Genomic DNA, 23,802 nt, shown 5'->3' on the forward strand with positions numbered 1-23,802 from the left:
CCCCGCGGCCGCGGGTGCCCTGGGGGGGGTGGGGGGTTGTGCTTTGTTGGGCTCGGGGGGGGGCGCCTACGGGGGGGGGGGGGCCGGGGCCGGGCCGCCCCCACCACGCTGCAGAACACTGATCAGGAATCGGCGAGAGTGGTGTCGACTCCCGCGTAGGTCGCCCACAGGAGGCAGCAGGCGTTGCTTCCGCCGCCGACGTTGTCGAGCTGGAAGAAGTAGTCCGACTCCTGCGGCAGGCCGTTGTACTCGCCCCGGCTCGCGTAGGACGTGCCGTTGAAGCAGTTGGTGAAGGTCTTCTCACCGTAGAAGTCGTTGGACGACAGGGCGTCGTAGTCCCACAGCTCGACCCCGGTGGTCTTGCTGCCGCCCTGCACGGTGCAACCCTTGAAGATGATCTCCGAGTAGCTCTCGTCCGCCCAGTAGCGGGACTTCCCGTTGCTCCCGCCGCCGTCCGTCCACCCGCTGATACTGCTCGACCAGTTGGCCCAGGCACCAGAGGACAACGCGAGGGTGAAGGCTGACGCCATCGCGACCACGGCGGATACGCGCTTGGAGGATCTGCCCGACATGCGGGAACTCCGAATCTCCCACCCGATGCGGCCCCCCCATGAGGCCTGTCCACATCAGGCGAGGCGTGGAAGCTATCGAACAGATGATCTTTAAGTCAATGTGACGTAAAAATCTTGTGCCTTTGATCGCCGATCTGAGGTGACCAGGTGCAGGGTGTGGACGGCCTTCACGGAGGCGGTGATCCGGGTGGTCGGGCACTGCGGTCGCGAAGGAACCTCCAGGCCACGCGGGTGGCGACGGCCTGCTCGACGAGCGGGCAAATCTTCGCGGAGGAGCTACCGTGGCAGGCGGCCCAGATCTCCTGCCGCACCGCCTCCAGCGACAGCGACCGAAGCGTTTCGGCCAACCCGCCTTGCAAGAGCTTTCAGCTGCTGGTAAGTGCCCGGCTCCTCTGACCCAACTGTCCATCGGCAATGGACAGTTACCGCAGGGCGGGCATGGCGGTCGATCACATCAATGGGGAAGCCGAAGCCGGCGAGCGGCTCCCGGTACGATGACAGGCGGCTGGCGGCGGTGGCGCAACGGCGACGCAGCAGGTTTAGGTCCTGTGGCCCCTGACCGGGCTTGAGGGTTCGAATCCCTTCCGCCGCACACAGAGGGGCCGCCCTGCTCGGGCGGCCCCTCCCTTGGTCCTCAGCCCAGCAGCTCCCGCACCACCGGCACCAGTGCCCGAAACGCCTTGCCCCGGTGGCTGATCGCGTTCTTCTCCTGGGCAGTCAGTTCCGCGCAGGTGCGGGTCTCGCCCTCCGGCTGGAGGATCGGGTCGTAGCCGAAGCCCCCGGTGCCGGTCGGCTCGTGGCGCAGCACTCCCCGTAGCTGACCCTCGACCACGCGCTCCGTGCCGTCGGGCAGGGCGAGGGCCGCCGCGCAGGCGAAGTGGGCGGCGCGGTGGTCGTCGGCGATGTCGGACAGCTGGGCGAGGAGCAGGTCCAGGTTGGCCTTGTCGTCGCCGTGCCGGCCGGACCAGCGGGCGGAGAAGATGCCCGGGGCGCCGTTGAGGACATCGACGCACAGGCCCGAGTCGTCGGCGACGGCCGGGATGCCGGTGGCCTGGGCCAGGGCGTGGGCCTTCAACAACGCGTTCTCGGCGAAGGTGACGCCGGTTTCCTTGACGTCGGGGATGTCCGGGTAGGCGTCGGCACCGACCAGGTCGTGAGGCAGGCCGGCTTCGGCGAGGATCGCCCTGAGTTCGGTGATCTTTCCGGCATTGCGAGTGGCGAGGATCAGGCGGGTCATGGCCCCCAGTATCGCCCCCATAGGGGCGCGGGGAACTGCGCGATCAGCCCCCACGCACCCGCAGTCGGCACACCACAGAAACCCGGCACATGAAAGGCCCGGCCCAGCCGGCGCAGCGTTACGGCGTGCAGACCTTCGTCAGTTCGCCCGCCGCGTCCGTGACCGGGCTGATGTCGGGGGTCTCGTCGCCGTTCTTGACCGACGTACGGACGTTGTCCACGGCCTTGTTGAGATCGTCCACGGCCTTGTTGACGTCCGTGTTGTCGGTCTTGTCGCCGATCTCGCCGAGGTTCTTGTCGATGGAGTCGAGGGACTTGTCGAGCTGCGTCGGGTCGTTGGCCGCGTTGTCCACGGCCTGCTGGAGTTCCGTGACGCTGTCGGCGATGGCGTCGGCGGTCTGGACGCAGTCCAGCGCCTTGTCGACGGCGGCGCAGCCGGTGGTGAGTCCGGCGGTCAGCGCGACGGCCGCCAGGGTGGCGGCGACGGCTGCGGTGCGGCGTCGGCGGCTCGCGGCCATGGAACGGTCCCTCTCGTCGGTCGGGCCGTTCGGCCCGTGTGGCTGGCCGAGCGCACAGGGATGAGCCGTGCGCCCGTACCTCTTCAGACGCGAGCATGCTCGGCGCGGTTGCCCGTGCCGAGCATCTGCCTTGGTGCGTCCTTTACTTTTCGAGGACGCTATCAAGCGCGGTGCGCTGGTGGGCGGTGAGTTCCGTGCAGCCGGCGACGGCGAGGTCGAGGAGGGCGTTGAGTTCGTCGCGGGCGAAGGGCTCGGCCTCGGCGGTGCCCTGGACCTCGACGAAGCGGCCGTCGCCGGTGCAGACGACGTTCATGTCGGTGTCGGCCTTGACGTCTTCCTCGTAGCAGAGGTCGAGGAGGGGGACGCCGCCGACGATGCCGACGGAGACGGCGGAGACGGTGCCGGTGAGGGGCTGGCGGCCGGCCTTGATGAGCTTCTTGCGCTGGGCCCAGGCGACGGCGTCGGCCAGTGCCACGTAGGCGCCGGTGATGGCCGCCGTGCGCGTGCCGCCGTCGGCCTGGAGGACGTCGCAGTCGAGGACGATGGTGTTCTCGCCGAGTGCCTTGTAGTCGATGACGGCGCGCAGCGAGCGGCCGATGAGGCGGGAGATCTCGTGGGTGCGGCCGCCGATGCGGCCCCTGACGGATTCCCGGTCGCCGCGGGTGTTGGTGGAGCGGGGCAGCATGGAGTATTCGGCGGTGACCCAGCCTTCGCCGCTGCCCTTGCGCCAGCGCGGGACGCCTTCGGTGACGGAGGCGGTGCAGAAGACCTTGGTGTCGCCGAAGGAGACGAGGACGGAGCCTTCGGCGTGCTTGCTCCAGCCACGTTCGATGGTGATCGGGCGGAGCTGCTGGGGGGTGCGGCCGTCGATTCGAGACATGCCGCTGAGCCTAGCCGTACGAGCGGAAGGGGCCCCTCCCGCGGTGGTGAGGGACCCGTTCAGGGTGTGAAGCCGGGGACGATGCCGGCTCTTCACATGAGGTCTTCGATCTCCGCGGCGATGGGGTCGGCGTCGGTGCCGATGACGACCTGGATCGCGGTGCCCATCTTGACGACGCCGTGGGCGCCGGCGGCCTTCAGGGCGGCCTCGTCGACCTTGGCGGGGTCGACGACCTCGGTCCGCAGGCGGGTGATGCAGCCCTCGACCTCTTCGATGTTGTCGATGCCGCCGAGCCCGGCAACGATCTTCTCAGCCTTGCTGGCCATCTCTGTTCTCCCTGATCCGAACCGCTTGGTCGCAGTAGTCCAGTTGTCTACACCACAAGTCCGCCTCTCGACAAAGCACCGAGGCGTGATCGTCGAATCGAGCGGAATTGGCGGGTTCCACTCGTTCGGCCTACCGTGCTACAACTGGTCTACACCACTGATTGGTGGAGGTCGCGCGGCGGAGTCCGCGCTCCCCTTTTGAGACGCCGCCGTCCCCCGTCGAACTCTTCCTGGGCGGCGCCGTGCCCCATGGAGGAAGTTCATGTCCACAGACACTGCCGCGCCCGCGAGCCCGAAGAAGGGGACTGCGGTGATGGCGGTCCTGCAGCGCATCGGACGCAGCCTCATGCTGCCCGTCGCCGTGCTGCCGGCCGCCGCCCTCCTGGTCCGCCTCGGCAACACCGACATGCTGGGGCGGGAGTCGTTCCCCGCCTTCATCACCAAGATCGCGGGCTTCATGGCCGCCGGCGGCAACGCGATCCTGGACAACATGGCGCTGCTGTTCGCCGTGGGCATCGCGATCGGCTTCGCCAAGAAGTCGGACGGCTCCACCGCCCTGGCGGCCGTGGTCGGCTACCTCGTCTTCAAGAACGTGCTCGCGACCTTCACCGACCCCAACCTGCCCCAGGTGGCGACGGCCGTCGACGGCAAGGTCGTCATGGTGGACGCGCCGGTGGACGCCAAGGTGCTCGGCGGTGTGGTGATGGGCCTCGTGGTCGCGCTGCTCTACCAGCGCTTCTACCGCACCAAGCTGCCGGACTGGGCGGGCTTCTTCGGCGGTCGCCGCATGGTTCCGATCCTGTCCGCCTTCGCGGGCCTGGTCATCGGCATCGTCTTCGGTTACATCTGGCCGGTCCTCGGCACGGCGCTGCACAACTTCGGCGAGTGGCTGGTCGGCTCCGGAGCCGTGGGCGCGGGCATCTTCGGTGTCGCCAACCGTGCGCTGATCCCGATCGGCATGCACCACCTGCTGAACTCCTTCCCCTGGTTCCAGGCCGGCACGTACGAGGGCAAGAGCGGCGACATCGCCCGGTTCCTGGCGGGCGACCCGAGCGCCGGGCAGTTCATGACCGGCTTCTTCCCGATCATGATGTTCGCCCTGCCGGCCGCCTGCCTCGCCATCGTGCACTGCGCCCGGCCCGAGCGCCGCAAGGTCGTCGGCGGCATGATGTTCTCGCTCGCGCTGACCTCGTTCGTCACCGGTGTCACCGAGCCGATCGAGTTCACGTTCATGTTCATCGCCCCGGTGCTGTACGCGATCCACGCCGTGCTCACGGGTGTCTCGATGGCGCTGACCTGGGCGCTGGGGATGAAGGACGGCTTCGGCTTCTCGGCCGGCGCGGTGGACTACTTCCTGAACCTGGGCATCGCGACCAACCCGTGGGGCCTGGCCCTGGTGGGCCTGTGCTTCGCGGCGGTCTACTACGTGGTCTTCCGCTTCGCGATCACCAAGTTCAACCTGCCGACACCGGGCCGCGAGTCCGACGAGGAACTCGCCGAGCTGCAGAAGGCGGAGGCCAAGTAGCACACGGCACGACGAAGGCCCCGGAACCGCCTGGTTCCGGGGCCTTTGCGCGCGTAGACCTCAGACTTCGTACGTCATACCTCGTACGTCATACCTCGTACGTCTGCCTCGGTGCCGCGAGGTCCACCGGTCCGTCGTAGACCGCGCGGGCGTCGACGACATTGACCTGGGGGTCCGTCCACGGCGGGATGTGGGTGAGGACGAGGTGCCGGGCGCCTGCCCGGGCGGCCGTCTCACCGGCTTCGCGGCCGTTGAGGTGCAGGTCGGGGATGTTCTCCTTGCCGTGCGTGAACGCCGCCTCGCACAGGAACAGGTCGGCGTCCCGGGCGAGTTCGTCCAGGGCCGGGCTGATGCCCGTGTCGCCGGAGTACGTCAGCACCTTGCCGTCGTGTTCGATGCGGATGCCGTACGCCTCCACGGGGTGGGCCACCCGCTCGGTGTGGACCGTGAAGGGGCCGATCTCGAAGGTGGACGGCTTGACCGTGTGGAAGTCGAAGACCTCGCTCATGGAGGAGGCGGAGGGGGTGTCCGCGTAGGCGGTGGTCAGCCGGTTTTCCGTGCCCTCGGGTCCGTAGACCGGGAGCGGGTCGCAGCGGCCGCCGTCGTGGCGGTAGTAGCGCGCGACGAAGTACGCGCACATGTCGATGCAGTGGTCGGCGTGCAGATGGCTGAGGAAGATCGCGTCGAGGTCGTAGAGACCGCAGTGGCGCTGCAGCTCGCCCAGGGCACCGTTGCCCATGTCGAGAAGCAGCCGGAAGCCGTCGGCCTCGACGAGGTAGCTCGAGCAGGCCGATTCCGCGGACGGGAACGACCCCGAGCAGCCGACGACGGTGAGCTTCATGAAGCAGAAACCTCCGCTGGCGGGAAAGTCTGTGTAAGGGGCGTAGGGGGTCGTGCGGTTTGTCGAGCGTAAGGCGCAAAACCTCCGGTAGCTCCTCCGCCAAGGGCTGTTGTGGGCGAACTCACCTGTGGTGTCACCGGTTCGGGCGGCAGGGCGGGGCGTGATCCTTGTGAGGGAGGGCGCATCGGAGGGATGGCGCCGGTAACGTCTCAGTATGGACACGTCCTGGTGGCTGGCGCTCGCCGCGGTGGTACTGCTCGCGCTCGTCGCCACGCTCGTCGACGGCTGGGGGCGCCGGTCGTCGCGGCGGGGCAGGCGGGCGGCACCGGCCACCGCGGTGGCGGGTCTGCCGCAGCCCGCGGAGATCTGGTGGGCGGACGTGCCCTACGAGGACGAGGCGCGGACGAAGGACCGGCCGTGTCTGGTGCTGGCGGTGCGCGGGGAGCGGGCGACCGTCGCGAAGATCACCACACGGTTCCGGCACGAGCGGGGCGGGGTCATCCCGCTGCCGCCGGGTTCGGTCGGTGACGCCAGGGGCCGTGCGAGCTTCCTGGAGACGGACGAGCTGCGGGAGGTCCCGGTGTGGGGCTTCCGGCGCCGGGTCGGGGTGGTGGATCCGGCGCTGTGGGACCGGGTGCGGTACCTGGCGGGGTGAGACGCGAGAAGGGCCGGAGCGCGTTGGCTCCAGCCCTTCCTGTCGGTGTGCGCTACGCCCAGAGCTGGCCCTGGAGCGTGTCGATGGCCTCCTCCGTCGTGGCCGCCGTGTAGACGCCCGTCGACAGGTACTTCCAGCCGCCGTCCGCGACGACGAAGACGATGTCGGCCTGCTCACCGGCCTTCACGGCCTTGCGGCCCACGCCGAGCGCGGCGTGCAGCGCGGCTCCCGTCGAGACGCCGGCGAAGATGCCCTCCTGCTGGAGCAACTCCCGGGTACGGGTGACCGCGTCGGCCGAGCCGACGGAGAAGCGGCTGGTGAGGACGGACGCGTCGTACAGCTCGGGGACGAAGCCCTCGTCGAGGTTGCGCAGGCCGTAGACCAGGTCGTCGTAGCGCGGTTCGGCCGCGACGATCTGGACGTCCGGCTTGTTCTCGCGCAGGAAGCGGCCCACGCCCATGAGCGTGCCCGTGGTGCCGAGGCCCGCCACGAAGTGGGTGACGGAGGGCAGGTCGGCGAGGATCTCCGGGCCCGTCGTCGCGTAGTGGGCGCCCGCGTTGTCCGGGTTGCCGTACTGGTAGAGCATCACCCAGTCCGGGTGCTCGGCCGAGATTTCCTTGGCGACGCGCACGGCGGTGTTGGAGCCGCCCGCGGCCGGGGAGGAGATGATCTCGGCGCCCCACATGGCCAGCAGGTCCCGGCGTTCCTGGGAGGTGTTCTCCGGCATCACGCAGACGATGCGGTAGCCCTTGAGCTTCGCCGCCATGGCCAGCGAGATGCCGGTGTTGCCCGACGTGGGCTCCAGGATGGTGCAGCCCGGGGTCAGGCGGCCGTCCTTCTCCGCCTGTTCGATCATGTGCAGGGCCGGACGGTCCTTGACCGAGCCGGTCGGGTTGCGGTCCTCCAGCTTCGCCCAGATACGGACGTCGGAGGACGGCGACAGCCGCGGCAGGCGCACCAGGGGGGTGTTGCCTACCGCGGCCAGGGGTGAGTCGTAGCGCATCGGTGATCAGACCATGCCGCCGGCCACGGCCGGCAGGATCGTGACGTTGTCGCCGTCCGACAGCTTGGTGTTGATGCCGTCGAGGAAGCGGACGTCCTCGTCGTTCAGGTACACGTTGACGAAGCGGCGCAGCTGGTCGCCGTCGACGATGCGGGCCTGGATGCCGGCGTGCCGCGTCTCGAGGTCGGTGAACAGCTCGGCGAGGGTGTCACCGCTGGCCTCCACCGCCTTCTGACCGTCGGTGTACGTGCGGAGGATGGTCGGGATGCGGACCTCGATGGCCATGGCTTCAGGGCTCCTGTCGGGAGTAGTCGGTCGGGGCGCGCGGCAGCGCAGGAACAGCGGGGTGGTGCTTGTGTGCGGCGCCGCGGCTCACGGCCGTACGGCGGCAGGGACCCGCGTCAACAGATGGCGCTGGCGAGCCTGCACAGGTCGACGTGCAGCCGCGCCACGAGCAGCTCGCCCGGCGTCTTGTCGCTCACGTCGTGGAAAACCATGGGGTCATCGTATCGATTCCCGGTCCGGGTACTGGAATGTGATCCCACATCGCGGACGGTTCCCGGCCGGGGAGTGAGACCGCACTGCTCAGGGCCGCTCAGTACGCCTCGACGACCTGGACCTCTTCCTCCGTGACCTCGCCCTCGACGATACGGAACGAGCGGAACTGGAACTCGCCGGCCCCGTCGGTGTCGGCGGTGGAGACGAGGACGTAGTGGGCGCCCGGCTCGTTCGCGTAGGAGATGTCGGTGCGGGAGGGGTAGGCCTCGGTCGCGGTGTGGGAGTGGTAGATGACCACCGGCTCCTCGTCGCGGTCGTCCATCTCGCGGTAGAGCTTGAGCAGATCGCCGGAGTCGAACTCGTAGAACGTGGGCGACATGGCGGCGTTCAGCATCGGGATGAAGCGCTCGGGACGGTCCGAGCCCGCCGGGCCCGCGACCACGCCGCACGCCTCGTCGGGGTGGTCCTTGCGCGCATGGGCGACGATCTGGTCGACGAGGGCCTGGGTGAGGGTCAGCATGCTGGTCAGGATAAGCAGAAGGGCCGTTCCGTACCGAGGGTTGGTACGGAACGGCCCATATGCCGGACGCCCTGAGCGGCAGCGGCGGGGAGTGCCACGAGTACTCCCCGCCGCTGGGCGTCCTGGGCGGGATGTCAGCCGATCTTTTCGAACTCCGGGTCGCGGCGCTCGGCGATCTGCGGGTTGCGGCTCTTGAGGATCGCCCAGCCGACGCCGAGGGCGACGGCCCAGCCGGCCGCGACGTACAGGCAGACCCGTGCGTCCTTGTCGTACGCGATCATGAAGGTCACGCCGATGAGGAAGAGGAGCGCGACCCAGCTGAACAGCGCCCCGCCGGGGGCGGGGAAGGACGAGGCGCGCAGCCGGCCCGCGTCGACCGCGGCGCGGTAGCGGATGTGGCTGACGAGGATCATCATCCAGGTCCAGATGCCCGCCGCGGTGGCCACGGAGGTGACGTAGAGGAACGCCTTCTCCGGGACGACGTAGTTCAGGACCACGCCGATGCCCATGAGCGCCACGGAGACCGAGATGCCGACGGCGGGCGTCTTGCGGGCGTTGAGCTTGCCGAAGGCCTGCGGGGCCTCGCTGTTGGACGCGAGGTCGCGCAGCATCCGGCCGGTCGAGTACATGCCCGAGTTGCAGGACGACAGGGCCGCGGTGAGCACCACGAAGTTGACGATGCCCGCGGCGAGCGGGATGCCGATCTTGCCGAAGGCGTGGACGAAGGGGCTCTCGCCGGCGGAGAACTCGGTCCACTTGACGACGGAGAGGATCACCAGCAGCGCGCCGACGTAGAAGACGATGATGCGCCAGGGCAGCGTGTTGATGGCCTTGGGCAGGGTCTTCTCGGGGTTCTCGGACTCGCCCGCGGTGACGCCGACGAGCTCGACGGCGAGGTAGGCGAACATGACGCCCTGGAGCGTCATCAGGCTGGAGCCGATGCCGTTCGGGAAGAAGCCGTCGTGCGACCAGAGGTTGGAGACGGTGGCGGTGTCACCGGCGTCGGAGAAGCCGAGGGTGAGCACGCCGAGGCCGATGACGATCATGCCGATGATGGCCGTGACCTTGATCATCGAGAACCAGAACTCGACCTCGCCGAAGATCTTGACGGAGATCAGGTTGACGCCGAAGAGCACCACCAGGAAGGCCAGGGCGCTGACCCACTGCGGGATCTCCGGGAACCAGAAGTGGATGTAGATCGCGGCGGCCGTGAGCTCGGCCATGCCGGTGACCACCCACATGAGCCAGTACGTCCAGCCCGTGACGAACCCGAAGAACGGGCCGAGGAACTCGCGGGCGTACTCGGCGAAGGAGCCGGAGACGGGCCGGTAGAGGAGCAGCTCGCCCAGCGCCCGCATGATGAAGAAGATGACGACGCCCGCGAGGGCGTACATGAGGATGATGCTGGGGCCGGCCTTGGCGATGTTCGCTCCGGCACCCATGAACAGGCCGACGCCGATGGCGCCGCCGATGGCGATCATCTGGACCTGGCGACTGCCGAGTCCGCGCTCGTAGCCCTCTTCGGGGACGTTTTCCGTGTCGACCTGCGCAGAGGTCATGTGTGGTGCGCCTTTCTCCATGCCGACCCGGGCCTGCGTCGGCCTCGGATCGGGTCTCGATCCCCCCGGAATGATGGAGCTGAGCCGGCCTCGGAAGGCCGCTCGTGCCTGGCCGACGGTTGTCGGCTCGGTGGCGCACCCGGCCGGACATTCGGGTGGTGTCGGCCGGGCGGTCGTGAAGATTTATCACGGCCGCAACATTGATCACATGGCTGATTTGTGACGCACCGCACAGGGAGAACCGGACAAAGCGCAGCCGAAGACGGCATAGAAGGCGGGTGCGGTGACGCGATCGTTATCCGGATTTGAGTGTCCTCTGAGCGAACACCGATCAGTCACCCGTCGGTCACAAGACCTGCACTGATCAGGGCATAAGCGTTCCGACCAGCGTCTCCTGGAGTCCACCCAGCCACAGATAGGCCATCACCATCGGCTTGCGCGGGTCCTCGTCCGGGAGGCGATAGAGGAGGTCGCTGTCCTCCTCGTCGGTGATTTCCAGCCGCGAGCCGATCGCGAGCCGCAGATCGTTCAGGGCGCCCAGCCACTGCTGGGACTCCTCCGGCGACAGCTTCAGCACGGCCCCGCCCTCACCGGCCGAGGCCGAGGAGAGCGCGTCCAGGGAGCGGATCACCGCGAGGGCGCTGTCCCGCTTGCCGGCCCGCAGGTCGTTCTCGGTGTAGCGGCGGAACTCGGAGGAGTAGGCCCGCTGCTCCTCGGCGTCGCGGGGCGAGGAGGGCTGCTCGGGGTCGCTGTAGGCATCCGGGAAGAGCCGCTTGAGCACCGGGTCGGCGGGCGGCTCGCTCGGGCCCTCCGCGAACAGCTCGGCGAGCGGGTCGTCGGGGGTGTCCTCAGCGGGGCCGGGGCCGATGAGCTCCAGGAGCTGGACGGCCAGCGACCGGATGATGGAGATCTCGACATCGTCGAGGGCGACGGCCGCGCCGCCGCCGGGAAGCGGTTCGAAGGTTCCGGGCATGAACGCCTTTTCGCTGCTGGGCGGGCTGCTGGCTACTTGCGGTCCTGCTGGAGAGTGGCCCACAGGCCGTAGCCGTGCATGGCCTGCACGTCGCGCTCCATCTCCTCGCGGCTGCCGCTGGAGACGACCGCCCGGCCCTTGTGGTGGACGTCCATCATGAGCTTGGTGGCTTTGTCCTTGGAGTAGCCGAAATACGTCTGGAAGACGTACGTCACATAGCTCATGAGGTTGACCGGGTCGTTGTGGACGATGGTGACCCAGGGGACGTCCGGCTCGGGGACGGCGAAGACCTCCTCCGCCGACTCGGTGCGTTCGATCTCCAGGGGTGCGGGTGACGTCACATGCCCATGCTGCCACCCGAGGGGGGTAGTCGCACAAACGGGCCTGGAAGCAAGGCGATCGCGTCACCCGGAGGCGCAATCGTCAGATTGACGAAATGGGGGTACGATCGCGTTCATGAACACAGCGGACCTTGGGCTGCCGGTGGATGTTCCCTCGACGGCGCTCTTCACGGACCAGTACGAGCTGACGATGCTTCGGGCCGCGCTCGAGGCGGGCACGGCCGAGCGGCGGAGCGTGTTCGAGGTCTTCACCCGGCGGCTGCCGAACGGGCGCCGCTACGGCGTCGTGGCGGGCACCGGCCGGGTGCTGGACGCGGTGGAGAACTTCCGCTTCGACCCGGACGTCCTCGGCTTCCTGCGCGAGCGGCAGATCGTGGACGAGCAGACCCTCGAATGGCTCGCCGGCTACCGCTTCAGCGGGGACATCTGGGGCTACCCCGAGGGCGAGGTGTATTTCCCGGGCTCGCCGATCATGCGGGTCGAGGGCACCTTCGCCGAGTGCGTGATGCTGGAGACGGTGATCCTCTCGATCCTCAACCACGACTCGGCGATCGCCGCGGCGGCCTCGCGGATGTCGGCGGCCGCCGGTGGCCGGCCGCTGATCGAGATGGGCGCCCGGCGCACGCACGAGCTGGCGGCGGTGGCGGCCTCCCGGGCCGCGTACGTCGGCGGCTTCGCGACCACCTCGGACCTGGCCGCCGGGTTCCGCTACGGCATCCCGACCGTCGGCACCTCCGCGCACGCCTTCACCCTGCTGCACGACAGCGAGCGGGACGCCTTCCAGGCCCAGGTGAACACCCTGGGCCGGGGCACGACCCTGCTCGTCGACACCTACGACGTCGCCGAGGCGGTCCGCACGGCCGTGGAGGTCGCCGGCACCGACCTTGGGGCCGTACGGATCGACTCCGGCGATCTGCTGCTGGTGGCGCACCGGGTGCGGCAGCAGCTGGACGAGCTGGGGGCGACCGGCACGAGGATCGTCGTGACCTCGGACCTGGACGAGTACGCGATCGCCTCGCTGGCGGCGGCACCGGTGGACGCGTACGGCGTCGGCACGCAGCTGGTGACCGGCTCCGGGCATCCGACGTCCTCGATGGTCTACAAGCTGGTCGCACGGGCCGAGTCCACCGGCCCGAAGGCACCGCTGGTGCCGGTGGCGAAGAAGTCGACCGGGGGCAAGACGTCGGTGGGCGGGCGCAAGTGGGCCGCGCGGCGGCTGGACGCGTACGGGGTCGCCGAGGCCGAGGTGATCGGCACGGGGCCGGTGCCGCCCGGGCTGGCGGACCGGCAGCTGCTGGTGGAGCTGGTCAAGGGGGGCGAGGTGGTGGCGCGCGAGCCGCTGGACGCGGCGCGCGAGCGGCACACGGCGGCGCGCGCGGGGCTCCCGATGTCGGCCACGCAGCTCTCGCGCGGGGAGCCCGTCCTTCCCACGGAGTACGCGCACGGCGCCTCGGGTAGCTAATTGCGGTGTGCCGCGATGCGCCGACCCGTACCCCTCCCGCCGTCGTCCCCTCTGTCAATAGGCTCGGAAGTTCACCGGCCGGGCTTGCCGACCTCATAGCCGAAGGACACCGACCATGCGCCGCGCCTTGATCGTCGTAGACGTGCAGAACGACTTCTGCGAGGGGGGCAGCCTCGCGGTGGCCGGCGGTGCCGATGTGGCTGCCGCCGTCACGGAGCTGATCGGGCAGGCGGCCGGGTCCGGCTACCAGCACGTCGTGGCCACCCGCGACCACCACATCGCTCCCGGCGGCCACTTCTCCACGAACCCGGACTACGTCCACTCCTGGCCCGCGCACTGCATCGCGGGCACGGAGGGCGTCGGCTTCCACCCCAACTTCGCCCCCGCGGTCGCCTCCGGCTCGATCGATGCCGTGTTCGACAAGGGGGCGTACTCGGCGGCGTACAGCGGTTTCGAGGGGGCGGACGAGAACGGCACGAACCTGGCCGACTGGCTCCGCTCCCGCGAGGTGACCGAGGTGGACGTGGTCGGCATCGCCACGGACCACTGCGTCCGCGCCACGGCCCTGGACGCGGCCCGGGAGGGCTTCCGCACCCAGGTCCTCCTGGACCTCACGGCAGGCGTCTCCCAGGAGACCACCGAGCGAGCCCTGGAGGAGCTGCGCGAGGCGGGCGTGGAGCTGTCCGGGAAGCCGGTCGTCCAGTAGGGAGCGGCTGAGCAGGCCCCGGGCCTGGGCGGGCCGTGGGCGTTGTCTGCCGGGCGGCAGAGCGGGGCGTACCCGGTTGTTCGGGCCGGCGCGGGATGATCCCCCTCGGCCGGGGCCCCGTTGCGGGCGGCCTCGACGACCGCCGGGAAACACGGACAGGCCCGGGTGGGATACGCCCCAGCGCCTGCCCGGGCCACTACGGGCACGTCCCGGCGCGCGGACAGCCAGGCGCGGGGATTCCGCAACCAGGCTGGACGGCGGCGGGGAGGCTCCCGGCGAGGGCCCTGGCCCGGGGGGGGCGCATTCGGTTCGGGCCGGGCAGCAGCGCTCGCATCGGCCCGGGCCTGTCACGGGACAGGCCACCGGGCAGGGCCCATCCGGCAGGGATCGGCGAGCCGCCAGACGCCCTGCAGCCCCGGGCGGGCCGAGCCGCAGCCCCGCAGTACCGGCCCCGGGCGCAGCAGCGGCCCGATCACGCCCAGCCGGCGGGCGGCCAGAGGCCCGGTCTGCGGGGGGGGCGGCGGGTGTGGGCCCGCTCCCAGGGGGCGTCCGGTGTCAGGTCTGGGCTGTCGGGCGTCTCAGGAGGGATCTGATCGGGCGCCACAGTTCCGTGGTGAGGTCCGGGGTCAGGACACCGTTGTCAGGGGCCGTGCGCCATATGAGCCCGTCGGGGTGGTGGAGGACCGCCGTGACCTCGTCGGGGGTCGGCGGCGCGGCGTTGCCCCGCAGGTAGACCGCCCGCAGGCCCAGATTGCGGAGCCTGGTCAGGGCTCGGGCGCGGTTGGCCGAGTGGACGAGCACACGGACGGAGCCGGGGCCGTCGGCGGCGGGGCTGGGCAGATTCAGTGCCACCACCACCGTGCCGTTCGGCAGCTTGCAGAAGCCTCCTGCGGCCATGCGGTCATCCCCCCGTGTCGGTCGGTGTCAATAAGAGAACCACAGGACGCACCTAAACACGGATCGGCGGTGACCCGCCAGGGGGTCACCGCCGATCATGCTCTGAGCTGGGGAAACGCGTTTTACTTCGCTGCGGGGGCGACCTCGAGCTCGATCGTCGAGCCGTCCTTCGCCTCCTTGATGATCTTGATCTTCGTGTTGGTGTCAGTGATCTTGACGCCGCCGGTCTTGTTCGTCTCGTCGTAGTAGGTGTTCTTCCGGTCGTTGAAGACCGGCACCCCCTTCGACCCCGGGATGCGCGTCGCGACATCCGCGTTGTGCAGCTTGATGCCGTCCGTGCCGTAGAGGCTGAAGGGCGAGTCGTAGGCCTGGATCCGGTTGCGCATCAGCGAGCCGTCGGACCACTTCATGGCCTTCGGGTGCGAGTCGATGGGCAGCAGCAGACCCGTGCCCGGGTGGACGCTGGTGTTGTTGTCCGCCTGGGAGGTGTCCCACTTCCAGATCAACAGACCGTTCTGGTACGGGTAGTGCTCCACCCAGTCCGGACGGGTCGTGGAGAAGCCGAAGTTGTACGGGCCGACCTTGAGGGTCTTGTCGTACGACACGTACTGGCGGTTCTCGGCGATGTAGTACTGCGCGTAGTCCTTGGTGAAGGACGCGCCCATGCGGGAGAAGCCCTTCGCCGTCCAGGCCGCGTCCGCGGACTCGGCGTCGTCGGAGAAGACGGCGGCACCGTCGGCGGTGACGGTGATGCGGTCGCCCGCGAAGCCCTTCATCGCCAGGCCGCCGTCGGTCTGGTAGCGGAAGCGCAGGTCGATCTTCTTGCCCGCGTAGGCGTCCAGCGGGAACGCCAGCTTCTTGTACGCGTCGACCGTGCCGGTCAGCGCCGGCTTGTCGCTGCCGTCACGCGGGATCGGCTGACCGTCCACCGTGCCGTCCAGGGCGGTCCAGTTGGCGCCGCCGTCGGTCGAGACCTCGGCGTAGAGGTAGTCGTAGTTGGCCTCGATCTCGTACCAGCCGTCGAGGGTCAGCGACGCCGACTTCTTGCCGGTCAGGTCGACGGACCGGGTCAGCGTGTTCTTGAGGTCGTTGCCGCTGCCGCTCCACCACTGGGTGGCGCCCTGGGCCGGGGTGACCAGCTCGGTGGTGACGGCCTTCTTGGGCAGCTCCACCACGAGGCCCTGCTTGTGCTTCGTGTTGTACTCGGCGACACCCAGCTTGTGCCACGAGTTCGTCGCGGCCTTCGCGGTGTCGTACTTGAGCCAGCCCAGCTGGAGCTTGTCCCAGGCGGTCATGTCGCCGGGCAGGTCACCGATCTCGTTCTTGCCGGTGCCGAGCCAGGAGCCGGAGGACATCAGGGTCCAGAAGCCGGTGGAGTTGTCGCCGCCGCCGGTGGTGTCGTAGTGGTCCGGCAGGCCGAGGTCGTGGCCGTACTCGTGGGCGTAGACGCCGAGTCCGCCGTTCTCCGGCTGGACGGTGTAGTCGCCGACCCAGATGCCGGTGTCGCCGATCTTGGCGCCGCCGAGCTTGTTGTCCGCGGGGCCGGTGGCGCCGGCGTCGGTGCCGAAGGCGTACCAGCGGTGGGCCCAGATCGCGTCGGTGCCCTGCGCGCCGCCGCCGGCGGACTCGTCCTCACCGGCGTGCACGACCTGGAAGTGGTCGATGTAGCCGTCGGACTCGTTGAAGTCGCCGTCGCCGTCGAAGTCGTAGCGGTCCCATTGGTCGTACTTCTTGACGTCCGCCTTGATCTCGGCGTCGGTCTTGCCGGCCGCCTTCTGCTGGGCGACCCACGCGTTCAGACCGTCGCTGACGACGTTCCACACGCTCGGGCAGTTGGTGTCGCCGCAGGCGTTGTTGCCGTAACGGGCCTCGTTGTAGGGGACCTTGACCCAGTCGGAGACCTCGCCCTCGACCGAGTAGCGGCCGGAGGACTGCTTCTCGTAGTACTTCTTGACCGACTCGGTGTTCTTGCCGGTGCCGAAGTAGAGGTCCTCGAAGTACTTCTGGTTGTAGTCCGCCCGCCAGGCCGTGGAGTTGTCCTTCTTGCGGTCCGGCTTGGCTATCTTGTTGTGCAGCGGGCCCGGGGTGCCGCCGTACTTGCTGTCGATCTGGTCGCCGAACTCGACCAGGATCGTAAAGATCTTGTCGGTCTTCTCGCGGCCGAGCTCGACGTACTTGCTGTCGCCCTTCTTGCTCTTGAGCTGGACGACCTTGGAGCCCTCACGGTTCTTGACCGTGGACTTGCCGGATATGACCTGGTTCAGGGCCTCCTGGCGCTGGGCCTCCTGGGTCTTGCTCAGGGGGCCGTCGAGGTTGTGCTCGTCGTGCTTCTCCGCCGGGTCGTGCCGGTCCACGGTGGTGGGCCGGGGAGCGGAGGCGTCGTCGGCCTGCGCCACCGCATAGGTGGAGACGGTGGCGGTGGCCGCCGCGAGCGCCACACCGATGGCGGCCGCTCTGAACGTCCAGGGTCTACTGGTCACTTGAGTTCCTCCCCCGCGTCCGGGCGCGCGGAAGGAAGGGGGCCTGGTCGTGTCAAGGTCCGCGCGCGCGTGATCAACGCGTGTAGTCAAGTGACGACATTTGACTAGAGGTTAAGCAGAAAAGACAGACCTTGACTTGGACAAGTCAAGTGCACTATGCGGAGTCCACGTTCGTTTTGCGGACAACCAACCGCATGCCCACCTGGCAGCAGGCGCGCGCATATGTCCACTCCTTGGACGTCATGACCCCGTGCGCCCCCTGTGCTCCGGACCTGTTGATTAGGTCACGCTTACCGGCCGTTCCGCTCGGGCACCCTGCCCGTGAGAATGTCACTTGGCGGAACGCTGGGTAAGCGGCGGAAAGCCAGGCCGACACCCCCGTGGACCCCACTTTCGAGGACATGATGGCCATGCCCCGTCCGACTGCCGCACAGCTCGCCTACGGTTCGTGCACCGTGATCTTCTCGACCCTCGCCATGCTGCTGCTGTCCCAGACGAGTTCGGGTCCGGGAATCGCGATCATCGCCCTCGCGGCGCTCGCCCTCGGGCTGCTGGTCGCCATGACGGTGCCACTGCCCGGCAAACGCCGGACCGCGGTGGAACAGCCCGCCCCCGCCGAGCCCCTGCGGGCCTCGGTACCCGCGCCGGCACCGGCCCCGGAGCCGGTGCGCGAGCGGGCGGCCTCCTGACCGCCCGCTGATCCCTCCGGCTCTCAACCGGTGCTGACCACGACCGTCTTGGCCGCCTTGTCGTGCAGGCCCTGCTTGTAGGGCCGGTCGAAGAAGCTCCAGCCGCCGCAGATCGCGGTCCAGACACAGGCGCAGCAGAAGGCGAACGGGATCCACAGCACCGCGGCACGCATCAGCGAGTTCTGCACGGAGGGCGTGTCGCCGTTGTCGAGGTTGGCCACGCGCATGTGCAGCAGCCTCTTGCCGAGGGTCTGGCCGGTCCTGGCGGTCAGGACGGTGTCGTAGGCGATGTAGAGGACGGCGGCGACCCCCGACTGCCAGAAGGACTTGCCGACCTCGATGCGGTCGCTGTCCACGTCGTACTCGTTGACGTCGAAGCCCCAGGTGATCAGCCAGACGACGGCACCCACCAGGATCATGTCGAGGATGCGGGCGAGCGTGCGTTTGCCGCTGTCGGCGAGCGGGGGCATCCCGGCGAGGGGGTCGGTGGGGTAGGAGCCGCCGCCGTACGGGTCTCCGCCGTAGGGACCGCCCCCGGGGCCACCGGACGGCCCGCCGCCCTGGTACGGCGGGGGTTCGCCGCCGTAGGGCGAACCCGCACCCTCTCCGGGCGGCTCGTTCGGGGGCTGCTTCCTGAACGGGTCGTCGTCCGGGGGCTGCTGCCCGGAGCCGGGGGGCGGTTCACTGCTCATGGCCCGAGTCGACCGCGAACCCCCCGCCTCCGCATCCGGCAGACGGCCGTCCGAGGTACGGGACAGACGTGCTGCCGCTCAGCCCGCCACGAAGGTGTGGGCGGCCTTGTCGTGCCAGCACTGGCGCCACGGCTTGTCGAAGAGGCACCAGGCGACGCCGACGATCCCGACGACGAGGAGCCCGGGCACGCTGTAGACCAGCCAGCGGCGCAGGGCGGAGCCGAAGTCCGGGGCCTCGTGGCCCTCGATGTCCCGCACCTCGAGCCCCATCAGCTTCTTGCCGAGGGTGCGGCCCCACTTGGCGGTGGGCAGCACCTCGGAGACGACACCGACGAGCAGCAGGACGGCCACGATGATGCCGAGGTAGACCGACGTCGTGCCGTCGAGCAGCCAGACCGTGACGGTCTCGCCGGAGAGCTTGGCCGCGTCGATCTTCTCGTTGACGTGGTCGATGGCCATGGTGCCGAGCGGCACGGCGGCCGCGGCGCTGACGCCCAGGAGGACGACCGTGTCCAGCAGCCGGGCGGCCAGGCGCTTGCCGAGTCCGGCGGGGCGGGCCGCCGCCTGGCGCCGGGCGGCGGCCTGGAACAGGTCCTCGGTCGGCGGCTTCCAGGGCGCGACGGGCTGCTCGTCACCGGTTCCGGCGAGCCGGTGCACCTGCTGGGCCCAGGACGACTGACCGCCGCCGGGGCCCGCGCTGAGGGGGGTGCCTCCCGGCTGGGGTCCGCCGGACTGCGGGGGAACGGTGGGGGTCGCCTGGGGCCCGGACAGCGCCGTCGGGGCGGCCGCGGAGGACTGGGCGCCGACCGCCCCGGCACCGGCCTGCGCGGCGGCCCGGGCGGCGGCCGCCTTGCCGGCGCCGAAGCCGGGTCCCGCTCCGTTTGCTCCGGAACCGGCCGCACCGGGCTGCGCGCCGAAGGCGGGTCCGGCCGGGTTGCCACCGGACCCGGCCGAGCCGGGCTGACCGCCGAACGCGGGTCCCGCCGGGCCACTGCCGGCAGGACCGAAGCCACCGGCACCCGGCGAGCCGCTGCCGGCCGGCCCGAAGCCGCCGGCTCCCGCATTGCCGTCGGAGGCGGCCGGGGTCCCCGTGCCCTGGCGCGGTGAGACCGCGCGGAACGTCATGGTGCCCTCGTCGGGAGCGTCGGCGGACGGCGACGCCCCTCCCCCGGACTCGCCGGACTTCGTCGGGCGGCGGAAGACGAACGTGCCGCCGGCGGACGCGGCGTCCGCCTCCTGGCCGGCGGAGTCGCCGTCGGGCCCGGGGTCGGCGTGCGGCACCCTCGGGTCGGATCCCTGCGCGGCGGCGGCCCCTTGTGCACCCTGCGGCGCGCCCCACGAGACACGGCGGTCCTGGTCGCCGCCGAAGCCGGACTGGCGGGAGCGGTCGGCGCCCCAGGCGGACGCGGGTTCGGGACGGCTGCCGTGCTGGGCGTCGGCGGCGGACGGCTCCTGGACGGGGTCCGCGGCCGGGTCCTCGTCGAAGAAGTGCGGGCCGGTCTCCTCGACCGCGGCGGCGGAGCCGGACCCCGCACCGGGCGGCGGCGCGAGCGTCTCGCCGTCCTTGGGCGCCGGACGGCTGGTGCCCGGCACCCAGGAGGCACCGTTCCAGTACCGGACATATCCGGGAATGGACGGGTCCGGGTAATACCCCTCGCGGGGCCTGTCGTCACCGGGGGCCGGGGTAGGGGCGCTCATGTCCGTCGGTCCCGTATCTGCTCGGGGGTCAACTGGGGGCCTCCACATCTATCAGACGAGCGCAAGCCCCACTGCCGCTCCCACCGGACCCACCCCATTCGAGCACCGATGTGCTACGCGCCGAGAGCCCCTCGTCGGAAAAGATTTCCGGAACCCGCGTAATGCTCCCGCCCCCGCCCGCTCTCTCCTCCCAACCGGCCCTCGGGGCCACCATCAGGAGAAGGGACACCGCCATGCGCACCGTGGTGGAACGCGAACTGGAGCTGAAGCTCGTCCTGTCGCCGGAACGCTGGATCCCGGTTCCGGCCCTGCTCGGGTACCGCACCGACGACCCGTACGCCGTCCACGTCACCTTCCATGTCACCTCCGAGCACCCCGTGCACTGGACGTTCGCCCGGGAGCTGCTGGTGGAGGGTGTGTTCCGGCCGTGCGGGCAGGGGGACGTGCGGGTCTGGCCGACCCGGGCCGACGGGCGCGGCGTCGTCCTCATGGCGTTGAGTTCACCCGACGGGGCCGCCCTGCTGGAGGCGCCGACGGCCCCGGTGTCGGCCTGGCTGGAGCGCACCCTGCGGGTGGTCCCGCCGGGGACGGAGGGCGAGCAGCTCGGCATCGACGACGGGCTGGCCGAGTTGCTCGCCCAGTGACAGCGGGCGGGTCAGAACAGCTTGCCCGGGTTGAGGATGCCCAGCGGGTCGAAGGCCTGCTTGACGGCCCGCTGCATCTCCAGCCCGACAGGACCGATCTCGCGCGCCAGCCACTCCTTCTTCAAAACGCCGACGCCGTGCTCGCCGGTGATGGTGCCGCCGAGTTCCAGGCCGAGGGCCATGATCTCGTCGAAGGACTCGCGGGCGCGCCGGGACTCGTCGGGGTCCGCCGCGTCGAAGCACACGGTCGGGTGGGTGTTGCCGTCGCCCGCATGGGCGACGACCCCGATGGTGAGCCGGTACTTCTCGGCGATCCGGTCGACCCCTTCGAGCATCTCGGCGAGCCGGGAGCGGGGCACGCACACGTCGTCGATCATCGTCACGCCCTTGACGGCCTCCAGCGCGGTGAGCGACAGCCGCCGCGCCTGGAGCAGCAATTCGGACTCGGCCACGTCGTCGGCCGGTACGACCTGGGTGGCGCCGGCGGCCTCGCACAGCGCGCCGACGGCGGCGAGGTCGGCGGCCGGGGCGGTGGTGTCGAAGGCGGCCAGGAGCAGCGCTTCCGTGCTCTCGGGGAGGCCCATCTGCGCCAGGTCGTTGACGGCCTTGACCGTCGTACGGTCCATGAGTTCGAGGAGTGACGGGACGTGGCCGCCCTCCATGACGCGGCACACGGCGTCGCAGGCGGCGGCCGCCGAGGAGAACTCGGCGGCCAGCACCAGCTGCTCGGGCGGCTTGGGGCGCAGCCCGAGGACGGCCCGTACGACGATGCCGAGCGAGCCCTCGGAGCCGACGAACAGCCGGGTGAGGTCGTACCCGGCGACGCCCTTGGCGGTGCGGCGGCCGGTGGACATGAGCCGTCCGTCGGCCAGCACCACGTCGAGGCCGAGGACGTACTCGGCGGTCACGCCGTACTTCACACAGCACAGGCCGCCCGAGGCCGTGCCGATGTTGCCGCCGATGGTGCACATCTCCCAGCTGGAGGGGTCCGGCGGGTAGTACAGGCCGTGTTCGCCGACGGCCCGGGACAGGGCGGCGTTGATCACTCCGGGTTCGACGACGGCGATGCGGTCGACCGGGTTGATCTCCAGGATCCGGTCCATCTTCGTCAGGGAGAGCACGACGCAGCCGTCGGAGGCGTTCGCGGCGCCTGACAGTCCGGTGCGGGCGCCCTGCGGGACGACCGGGACGCGCAGCGCGGTGGCGGTGCGCATGACGTGCTGGACCTGCTCGACCGTGCGGGGCAGCACCACCACGGCCGGGGTGCCGGCCGGGCAGAAGCTCGCCATGTCGTTGGCGTAGGAGGCCGTGACGTCGGAGTCGGTGAGGACCGCCTCCGCGGGGAGGCCGTCGAGCAGGAGGTCGACCAGGTCGCCGGTCGTCTCGGCGTCCTCGGGGCTGCGCGCTTCGATACGGCTCATGATCACAGGTTCGCACCCGGGGCCATCGGTGTGAACCCCGTCTGCGGCACCCTTCGCCTGCCCGGGTGTGGTCGTCGTACTGACGCACAGTGAGCGCCATGGAGAACCATCAGGAGGGCCCGGAGCGACAGGAGAGCAGGAGTTCGAAGAGCCCCTTTCGCCGTCGTCGGGTGCGTGGTCGGCACGTGCTGATCGGCTCCGTCGCGGGATGTGCCGTGCTCGGCGGGGTGCTGGTGCTGCTGCCGTGGGACCGGCCCGCCCCGCCGGCTCCGCCGTCTCCGGGAGCGCAGGCCATGGCGGCGGTGTCCGGCGGGGTGCCGGCCGCGCTGCCCGGCCTTGCGGAGCTGATCGACGAGCGGGAGAAGCGGGTGCGGACGCACCCGAAGGACGCGCGGTCCTGGGCGGTGCTCGGTGCCGCCTATGTGGAGCAGGGGCGGCGGCTGGCGGACCCGGCCTACTACCCGCGTGCGGAGAAGGCGCTGCGTACGTCGCTGAAGACGCGGCCGAAGCGGAACACCCGTGCCCTGAGCGCTCTCGCCGCGCTGGCCAACGCCCGCCGGGACTTTCCCGCCGCGCGCCAGTGGGGTGAGGCGGCGCTGAAGCTCCAGCCGCGGCGCTGGACGACGTATCCGCCGCTCATCGACGCCTACACCGGACTGGGCGAGCACCAGGCGGCCGAGCGGATGCTGGAGCGGCTGACGGAGCTGCGCTCCGGGCCCGCCGTGCTGGCACGGGCCGCCGCCGTCTACCGGGACCGCGGCCGGCGGGAGGACGCGGCGGCCTCGCTTGCGGACGCGGCGGCGGGCGCGCAGGCCCCGGCCGAGCGAGCGGCCTATCTGGAGCGGGCCGGGCAGCTGGCCTGGGAGCGCGGGGACCGCGAGGACGCGCTGCGGCACTTCCAGGAGGCGGTGCGTCTCGACCCGGACCAGCGGGCCGCGCAGGCCGGGCAGGGCCGGGCGCTGGCGGCCCTGGGCCGGACGACGGAGGCGCTGAACGCCTACCGGGTGGCCCTCGCCAAGCAGCCGTGCCCGCAGTACGCCCTGGAGCTGGGCGAGTTGTACGAGTCGCTGGGGATGGCGGACGCGGCCCGGGTGCAGTACGACCTGCTGCGGGAGGGGGTGCGCGGGGCGACCGCGGCCGGGGCCGACGAGGAGCTGGTGCTGGGGCAGTTCGAGGCGGACCACGGCGATGCGGAGGCCGCGGTACGGCGGTTGCGGGAGGAGTGGCGACGGCAGCCCGGGACGGCGGTGGCCGACGCGCTGGGGTGGGCGCTGCACCGGGCCGGGGAGCACGAGGAGGCGCTGGTGTTCGCGCTGCGGGCGACGGAGGAGAAGCACTCGGGCGGGGTGCGCAGCGCGTTGTACATGTACCACCGCGGCATGATCGAGCGGGAGCTGGAGCGGTACGGCCCTGCGCGGCGGCACCTCGCGGAGGCGCTGCGGATCAACCCGCACTTCTCGCCGTTGTACGCGCCCACGGCGCGAGCGGCGCGGGAAGCGCTGGGGGAGCCGCCGGACACGGAGGTGCCCGTGATGGACGGGGACTGAGCCCGGGGGCCGGTGCGGAGCCCGGGGGCCGGTGCGGAGCCCGGGGCCGGTGCGGAGCCCGGGGGCCGGTGCGGAGCCCGGGCTCGGACGCGGCGGGCGCGCCGGCGGCCTCGCCGGCG

The 23,802-nt window shown here is 70.5% G+C and carries 25 protein-coding genes and 1 tRNA gene; 8 read left to right on the top strand and 18 right to left on the bottom strand.

Annotated features, from left to right (window positions below; all coding sequences use genetic code 11):
• Window positions 1-122: 122 nt before the first annotated feature.
• Entirely contained in the window at window positions 123-572 is a 450-nt protein-coding gene (locus ACFT32_RS27960; protein WP_382494556.1) for a hypothetical protein, read from the bottom strand.
• Window positions 573-1,080: 508 nt separating this feature from the next.
• On the opposite strand from ACFT32_RS27960, the gene ACFT32_RS27965 reads away from it, so the two are divergent.
• Window positions 1,081-1,164 (top strand) — tRNA-Leu (locus tag ACFT32_RS27965).
• Between the two features lie 42 nt (window positions 1,165-1,206).
• Here ACFT32_RS27965 and rdgB read toward each other — a convergent pair.
• The 4 genes from rdgB to ACFT32_RS27985 all read right to left on the bottom strand — a co-directional run bounded on the left by rdgB (window position 1,207) and on the right by ACFT32_RS27985 (window position 3,532).
• Window positions 1,207-1,809, bottom strand: coding sequence for an RdgB/HAM1 family non-canonical purine NTP pyrophosphatase (gene rdgB, locus ACFT32_RS27970; protein WP_382494559.1), 603 nt, complete (start codon window positions 1,807-1,809; stop codon window positions 1,207-1,209).
• Window positions 1,810-1,927: 118 nt separating this feature from the next.
• Complete coding sequence (locus tag ACFT32_RS27975; RefSeq protein WP_184593195.1) at window positions 1,928-2,326, bottom strand: hypothetical protein; 399 nt, start codon at window positions 2,324-2,326, stop codon at window positions 1,928-1,930.
• A 142-nt stretch (window positions 2,327-2,468) separates the two neighbouring features.
• Window positions 2,469-3,206: a ribonuclease PH gene (gene rph, locus ACFT32_RS27980; RefSeq protein ID WP_382494562.1), complete on the bottom strand. Its 738-nt coding sequence runs from the start codon at window positions 3,204-3,206 to the stop codon at window positions 2,469-2,471.
• A 92-nt stretch (window positions 3,207-3,298) separates the two neighbouring features.
• On the bottom strand, window positions 3,299-3,532 hold the full coding sequence (locus ACFT32_RS27985) for a glucose PTS transporter subunit EIIB (protein WP_189723936.1): 234 nt from the start codon (window positions 3,530-3,532) through the stop codon (window positions 3,299-3,301).
• A 262-nt stretch (window positions 3,533-3,794) separates the two neighbouring features.
• Between ACFT32_RS27985 and ACFT32_RS27990 the strand changes: the two genes are divergently transcribed.
• A complete protein-coding gene (locus ACFT32_RS27990; protein WP_189723937.1) occupies window positions 3,795-5,057 on the top strand; it encodes a PTS transporter subunit EIIC in 1,263 nt (420 codons plus the stop codon).
• A gap of 88 nt (window positions 5,058-5,145) precedes the next feature.
• Here the strand turns inward: ACFT32_RS27990 and ACFT32_RS27995 are convergent, their stop codons facing one another.
• Window positions 5,146-5,898 (bottom strand): MBL fold metallo-hydrolase, encoded by a 753-nt coding sequence (locus tag ACFT32_RS27995; protein WP_382494566.1) that lies wholly within the window; start codon window positions 5,896-5,898, stop codon window positions 5,146-5,148.
• A 214-nt stretch (window positions 5,899-6,112) separates the two neighbouring features.
• Between ACFT32_RS27995 and ACFT32_RS28000 the strand changes: the two genes are divergently transcribed.
• Window positions 6,113-6,553 (top strand): type II toxin-antitoxin system PemK/MazF family toxin, encoded by a 441-nt coding sequence (locus ACFT32_RS28000; RefSeq protein WP_382494569.1) that lies wholly within the window; start codon window positions 6,113-6,115, stop codon window positions 6,551-6,553.
• Window positions 6,554-6,605: 52 nt separating this feature from the next.
• Here the strand turns inward: ACFT32_RS28000 and ACFT32_RS28005 are convergent, their stop codons facing one another.
• The 7 genes from ACFT32_RS28005 to clpS all read right to left on the bottom strand — a co-directional run bounded on the left by ACFT32_RS28005 (window position 6,606) and on the right by clpS (window position 11,447).
• Entirely contained in the window at window positions 6,606-7,556 is a 951-nt protein-coding gene (locus ACFT32_RS28005; protein WP_382494572.1) for a PLP-dependent cysteine synthase family protein, read from the bottom strand.
• A 6-nt stretch (window positions 7,557-7,562) separates the two neighbouring features.
• Window positions 7,563-7,841, bottom strand: coding sequence for a MoaD/ThiS family protein (locus ACFT32_RS28010; RefSeq protein ID WP_184593209.1), 279 nt, complete (start codon window positions 7,839-7,841; stop codon window positions 7,563-7,565).
• Between the two features lie 116 nt (window positions 7,842-7,957).
• Window positions 7,958-8,053, bottom strand: coding sequence for a putative leader peptide (locus tag ACFT32_RS28015; RefSeq protein WP_311125941.1), 96 nt, complete (start codon window positions 8,051-8,053; stop codon window positions 7,958-7,960).
• A 98-nt stretch (window positions 8,054-8,151) separates the two neighbouring features.
• Window positions 8,152-8,574 (bottom strand): Mov34/MPN/PAD-1 family protein, encoded by a 423-nt coding sequence (locus ACFT32_RS28020; protein ID WP_382494575.1) that lies wholly within the window; start codon window positions 8,572-8,574, stop codon window positions 8,152-8,154.
• 134 nt (window positions 8,575-8,708) lie between these two features.
• Window positions 8,709-10,133 (bottom strand): amino acid permease, encoded by a 1,425-nt coding sequence (locus ACFT32_RS28025; RefSeq protein WP_382494576.1) that lies wholly within the window; start codon window positions 10,131-10,133, stop codon window positions 8,709-8,711.
• Between the two features lie 364 nt (window positions 10,134-10,497).
• Complete coding sequence (locus ACFT32_RS28030; protein ID WP_382494579.1) at window positions 10,498-11,106, bottom strand: DUF2017 domain-containing protein; 609 nt, start codon at window positions 11,104-11,106, stop codon at window positions 10,498-10,500.
• 32 nt (window positions 11,107-11,138) lie between these two features.
• A complete protein-coding gene (gene clpS, locus ACFT32_RS28035; protein ID WP_382494581.1) occupies window positions 11,139-11,447 on the bottom strand; it encodes an ATP-dependent Clp protease adapter ClpS in 309 nt (102 codons plus the stop codon).
• Window positions 11,448-11,562: 115 nt separating this feature from the next.
• Between clpS and ACFT32_RS28040 the strand changes: the two genes are divergently transcribed.
• Both ACFT32_RS28040 and ACFT32_RS28045 read left to right on the top strand, forming a co-directional pair.
• Complete coding sequence (locus ACFT32_RS28040; protein WP_382494584.1) at window positions 11,563-12,909, top strand: nicotinate phosphoribosyltransferase; 1,347 nt, start codon at window positions 11,563-11,565, stop codon at window positions 12,907-12,909.
• Between the two features lie 115 nt (window positions 12,910-13,024).
• Entirely contained in the window at window positions 13,025-13,615 is a 591-nt protein-coding gene (locus tag ACFT32_RS28045; RefSeq protein WP_382494586.1) for an isochorismatase family protein, read from the top strand.
• Window positions 13,616-14,170: 555 nt separating this feature from the next.
• Here the strand turns inward: ACFT32_RS28045 and ACFT32_RS28050 are convergent.
• Both ACFT32_RS28050 and ACFT32_RS28055 read right to left on the bottom strand, forming a co-directional pair.
• Window positions 14,171-14,512, bottom strand: coding sequence for a hypothetical protein (locus tag ACFT32_RS28050; protein ID WP_382494589.1), 342 nt, complete (start codon window positions 14,510-14,512; stop codon window positions 14,171-14,173).
• A gap of 122 nt (window positions 14,513-14,634) precedes the next feature.
• Window positions 14,635-16,992, bottom strand: a complete 2,358-nt coding sequence (locus ACFT32_RS28055) for an immune inhibitor A domain-containing protein (RefSeq protein WP_382494591.1) — start codon at window positions 16,990-16,992, stop codon at window positions 14,635-14,637.
• 410 nt (window positions 16,993-17,402) lie between these two features.
• On the opposite strand from ACFT32_RS28055, the gene ACFT32_RS28060 reads away from it, so the two are divergent.
• Window positions 17,403-17,681 (top strand): hypothetical protein, encoded by a 279-nt coding sequence (locus tag ACFT32_RS28060; RefSeq protein ID WP_382494594.1) that lies wholly within the window; start codon window positions 17,403-17,405, stop codon window positions 17,679-17,681.
• Window positions 17,682-17,704: 23 nt separating this feature from the next.
• On the opposite strand, the gene ACFT32_RS28065 is transcribed toward ACFT32_RS28060, so the two are convergent.
• A complete protein-coding gene (locus ACFT32_RS28065) occupies window positions 17,705-18,373 on the bottom strand; it encodes an RDD family protein (protein WP_382494597.1) in 669 nt (222 codons plus the stop codon).
• Window positions 18,374-18,451: 78 nt separating this feature from the next.
• A complete protein-coding gene (locus ACFT32_RS28070) occupies window positions 18,452-20,071 on the bottom strand; it encodes an RDD family protein (protein ID WP_382494600.1) in 1,620 nt (539 codons plus the stop codon).
• 233 nt (window positions 20,072-20,304) lie between these two features.
• On the opposite strand from ACFT32_RS28070, the gene ACFT32_RS28075 reads away from it, so the two are divergent.
• On the top strand, window positions 20,305-20,715 hold the full coding sequence (locus tag ACFT32_RS28075) for an SsgA family sporulation/cell division regulator (RefSeq protein WP_382494602.1): 411 nt from the start codon (window positions 20,305-20,307) through the stop codon (window positions 20,713-20,715).
• A gap of 11 nt (window positions 20,716-20,726) precedes the next feature.
• Here ACFT32_RS28075 and ACFT32_RS28080 read toward each other — a convergent pair whose 3' ends face one another.
• Window positions 20,727-22,142 carry an FAD-binding oxidoreductase gene (locus ACFT32_RS28080; RefSeq protein ID WP_382494605.1) on the bottom strand — a complete coding sequence of 472 codons (1,416 nt, stop codon included), beginning with the start codon at window positions 22,140-22,142 and terminating at the stop codon, window positions 20,727-20,729.
• Between the two features lie 92 nt (window positions 22,143-22,234).
• Here ACFT32_RS28080 and ACFT32_RS28085 point away from each other — a divergent pair, with 92 nt between their 5' ends.
• Window positions 22,235-23,683 (top strand): tetratricopeptide repeat protein, encoded by a 1,449-nt coding sequence (locus ACFT32_RS28085; RefSeq protein ID WP_382494608.1) that lies wholly within the window; start codon window positions 22,235-22,237, stop codon window positions 23,681-23,683.
• Window positions 23,684-23,802: the final 119 nt, after the last annotated feature.

Source organism: Streptomyces sp. NPDC057002 (genome assembly GCF_042673825.1).
GTDB lineage: Bacteria > Actinomycetota > Actinomycetes > Streptomycetales > Streptomycetaceae > Streptomyces.

What these genes read in the sequence shown, in the direction of transcription:
- ACFT32_RS27960 (WP_382494556.1), bottom strand. Translation starts at nt 572, where the DNA reads ATGTCGGGCAGATCCTCCAAGCGCGTATCCGCCGTGGTCGCGATGGCG.
- rdgB (WP_382494559.1), bottom strand. Translation starts at nt 1,809, where the DNA reads ATGACCCGCCTGATCCTCGCCACTCGCAATGCCGGAAAGATCACCGAA.
- ACFT32_RS27975 (WP_184593195.1), bottom strand. Translation starts at nt 2,326, where the DNA reads ATGGCCGCGAGCCGCCGACGCCGCACCGCAGCCGTCGCCGCCACCCTG.
- rph (WP_382494562.1), bottom strand. Translation starts at nt 3,206, where the DNA reads ATGTCTCGAATCGACGGCCGCACCCCCCAGCAGCTCCGCCCGATCACC.
- ACFT32_RS27985 (WP_189723936.1), bottom strand. Translation starts at nt 3,532, where the DNA reads ATGGCCAGCAAGGCTGAGAAGATCGTTGCCGGGCTCGGCGGCATCGAC.
- ACFT32_RS27990 (WP_189723937.1), top strand. Translation starts at nt 3,795, where the DNA reads ATGTCCACAGACACTGCCGCGCCCGCGAGCCCGAAGAAGGGGACTGCG.
- ACFT32_RS27995 (WP_382494566.1), bottom strand. Translation starts at nt 5,898, where the DNA reads ATGAAGCTCACCGTCGTCGGCTGCTCGGGGTCGTTCCCGTCCGCGGAA.
- ACFT32_RS28000 (WP_382494569.1), top strand. Translation starts at nt 6,113, where the DNA reads ATGGACACGTCCTGGTGGCTGGCGCTCGCCGCGGTGGTACTGCTCGCG.
- ACFT32_RS28005 (WP_382494572.1), bottom strand. Translation starts at nt 7,556, where the DNA reads ATGCGCTACGACTCACCCCTGGCCGCGGTAGGCAACACCCCCCTGGTG.
- ACFT32_RS28010 (WP_184593209.1), bottom strand. Translation starts at nt 7,841, where the DNA reads ATGGCCATCGAGGTCCGCATCCCGACCATCCTCCGCACGTACACCGAC.
- ACFT32_RS28015 (WP_311125941.1), bottom strand. Translation starts at nt 8,053, where the DNA reads ATGGTTTTCCACGACGTGAGCGACAAGACGCCGGGCGAGCTGCTCGTG.
- ACFT32_RS28020 (WP_382494575.1), bottom strand. Translation starts at nt 8,574, where the DNA reads ATGCTGACCCTCACCCAGGCCCTCGTCGACCAGATCGTCGCCCATGCG.
- ACFT32_RS28025 (WP_382494576.1), bottom strand. Translation starts at nt 10,133, where the DNA reads ATGACCTCTGCGCAGGTCGACACGGAAAACGTCCCCGAAGAGGGCTAC.
- ACFT32_RS28030 (WP_382494579.1), bottom strand. Translation starts at nt 11,106, where the DNA reads ATGCCCGGAACCTTCGAACCGCTTCCCGGCGGCGGCGCGGCCGTCGCC.
- ACFT32_RS28040 (WP_382494584.1), top strand. Translation starts at nt 11,563, where the DNA reads ATGAACACAGCGGACCTTGGGCTGCCGGTGGATGTTCCCTCGACGGCG.
- ACFT32_RS28045 (WP_382494586.1), top strand. Translation starts at nt 13,025, where the DNA reads ATGCGCCGCGCCTTGATCGTCGTAGACGTGCAGAACGACTTCTGCGAG.
- ACFT32_RS28050 (WP_382494589.1), bottom strand. Translation starts at nt 14,512, where the DNA reads ATGGCCGCAGGAGGCTTCTGCAAGCTGCCGAACGGCACGGTGGTGGTG.
- ACFT32_RS28060 (WP_382494594.1), top strand. Translation starts at nt 17,403, where the DNA reads ATGCCCCGTCCGACTGCCGCACAGCTCGCCTACGGTTCGTGCACCGTG.
- ACFT32_RS28065 (WP_382494597.1), bottom strand. Translation starts at nt 18,373, where the DNA reads ATGAGCAGTGAACCGCCCCCCGGCTCCGGGCAGCAGCCCCCGGACGAC.
- ACFT32_RS28070 (WP_382494600.1), bottom strand. Translation starts at nt 20,071, where the DNA reads ATGAGCGCCCCTACCCCGGCCCCCGGTGACGACAGGCCCCGCGAGGGG.
- ACFT32_RS28075 (WP_382494602.1), top strand. Translation starts at nt 20,305, where the DNA reads ATGCGCACCGTGGTGGAACGCGAACTGGAGCTGAAGCTCGTCCTGTCG.
- ACFT32_RS28085 (WP_382494608.1), top strand. Translation starts at nt 22,235, where the DNA reads ATGGAGAACCATCAGGAGGGCCCGGAGCGACAGGAGAGCAGGAGTTCG.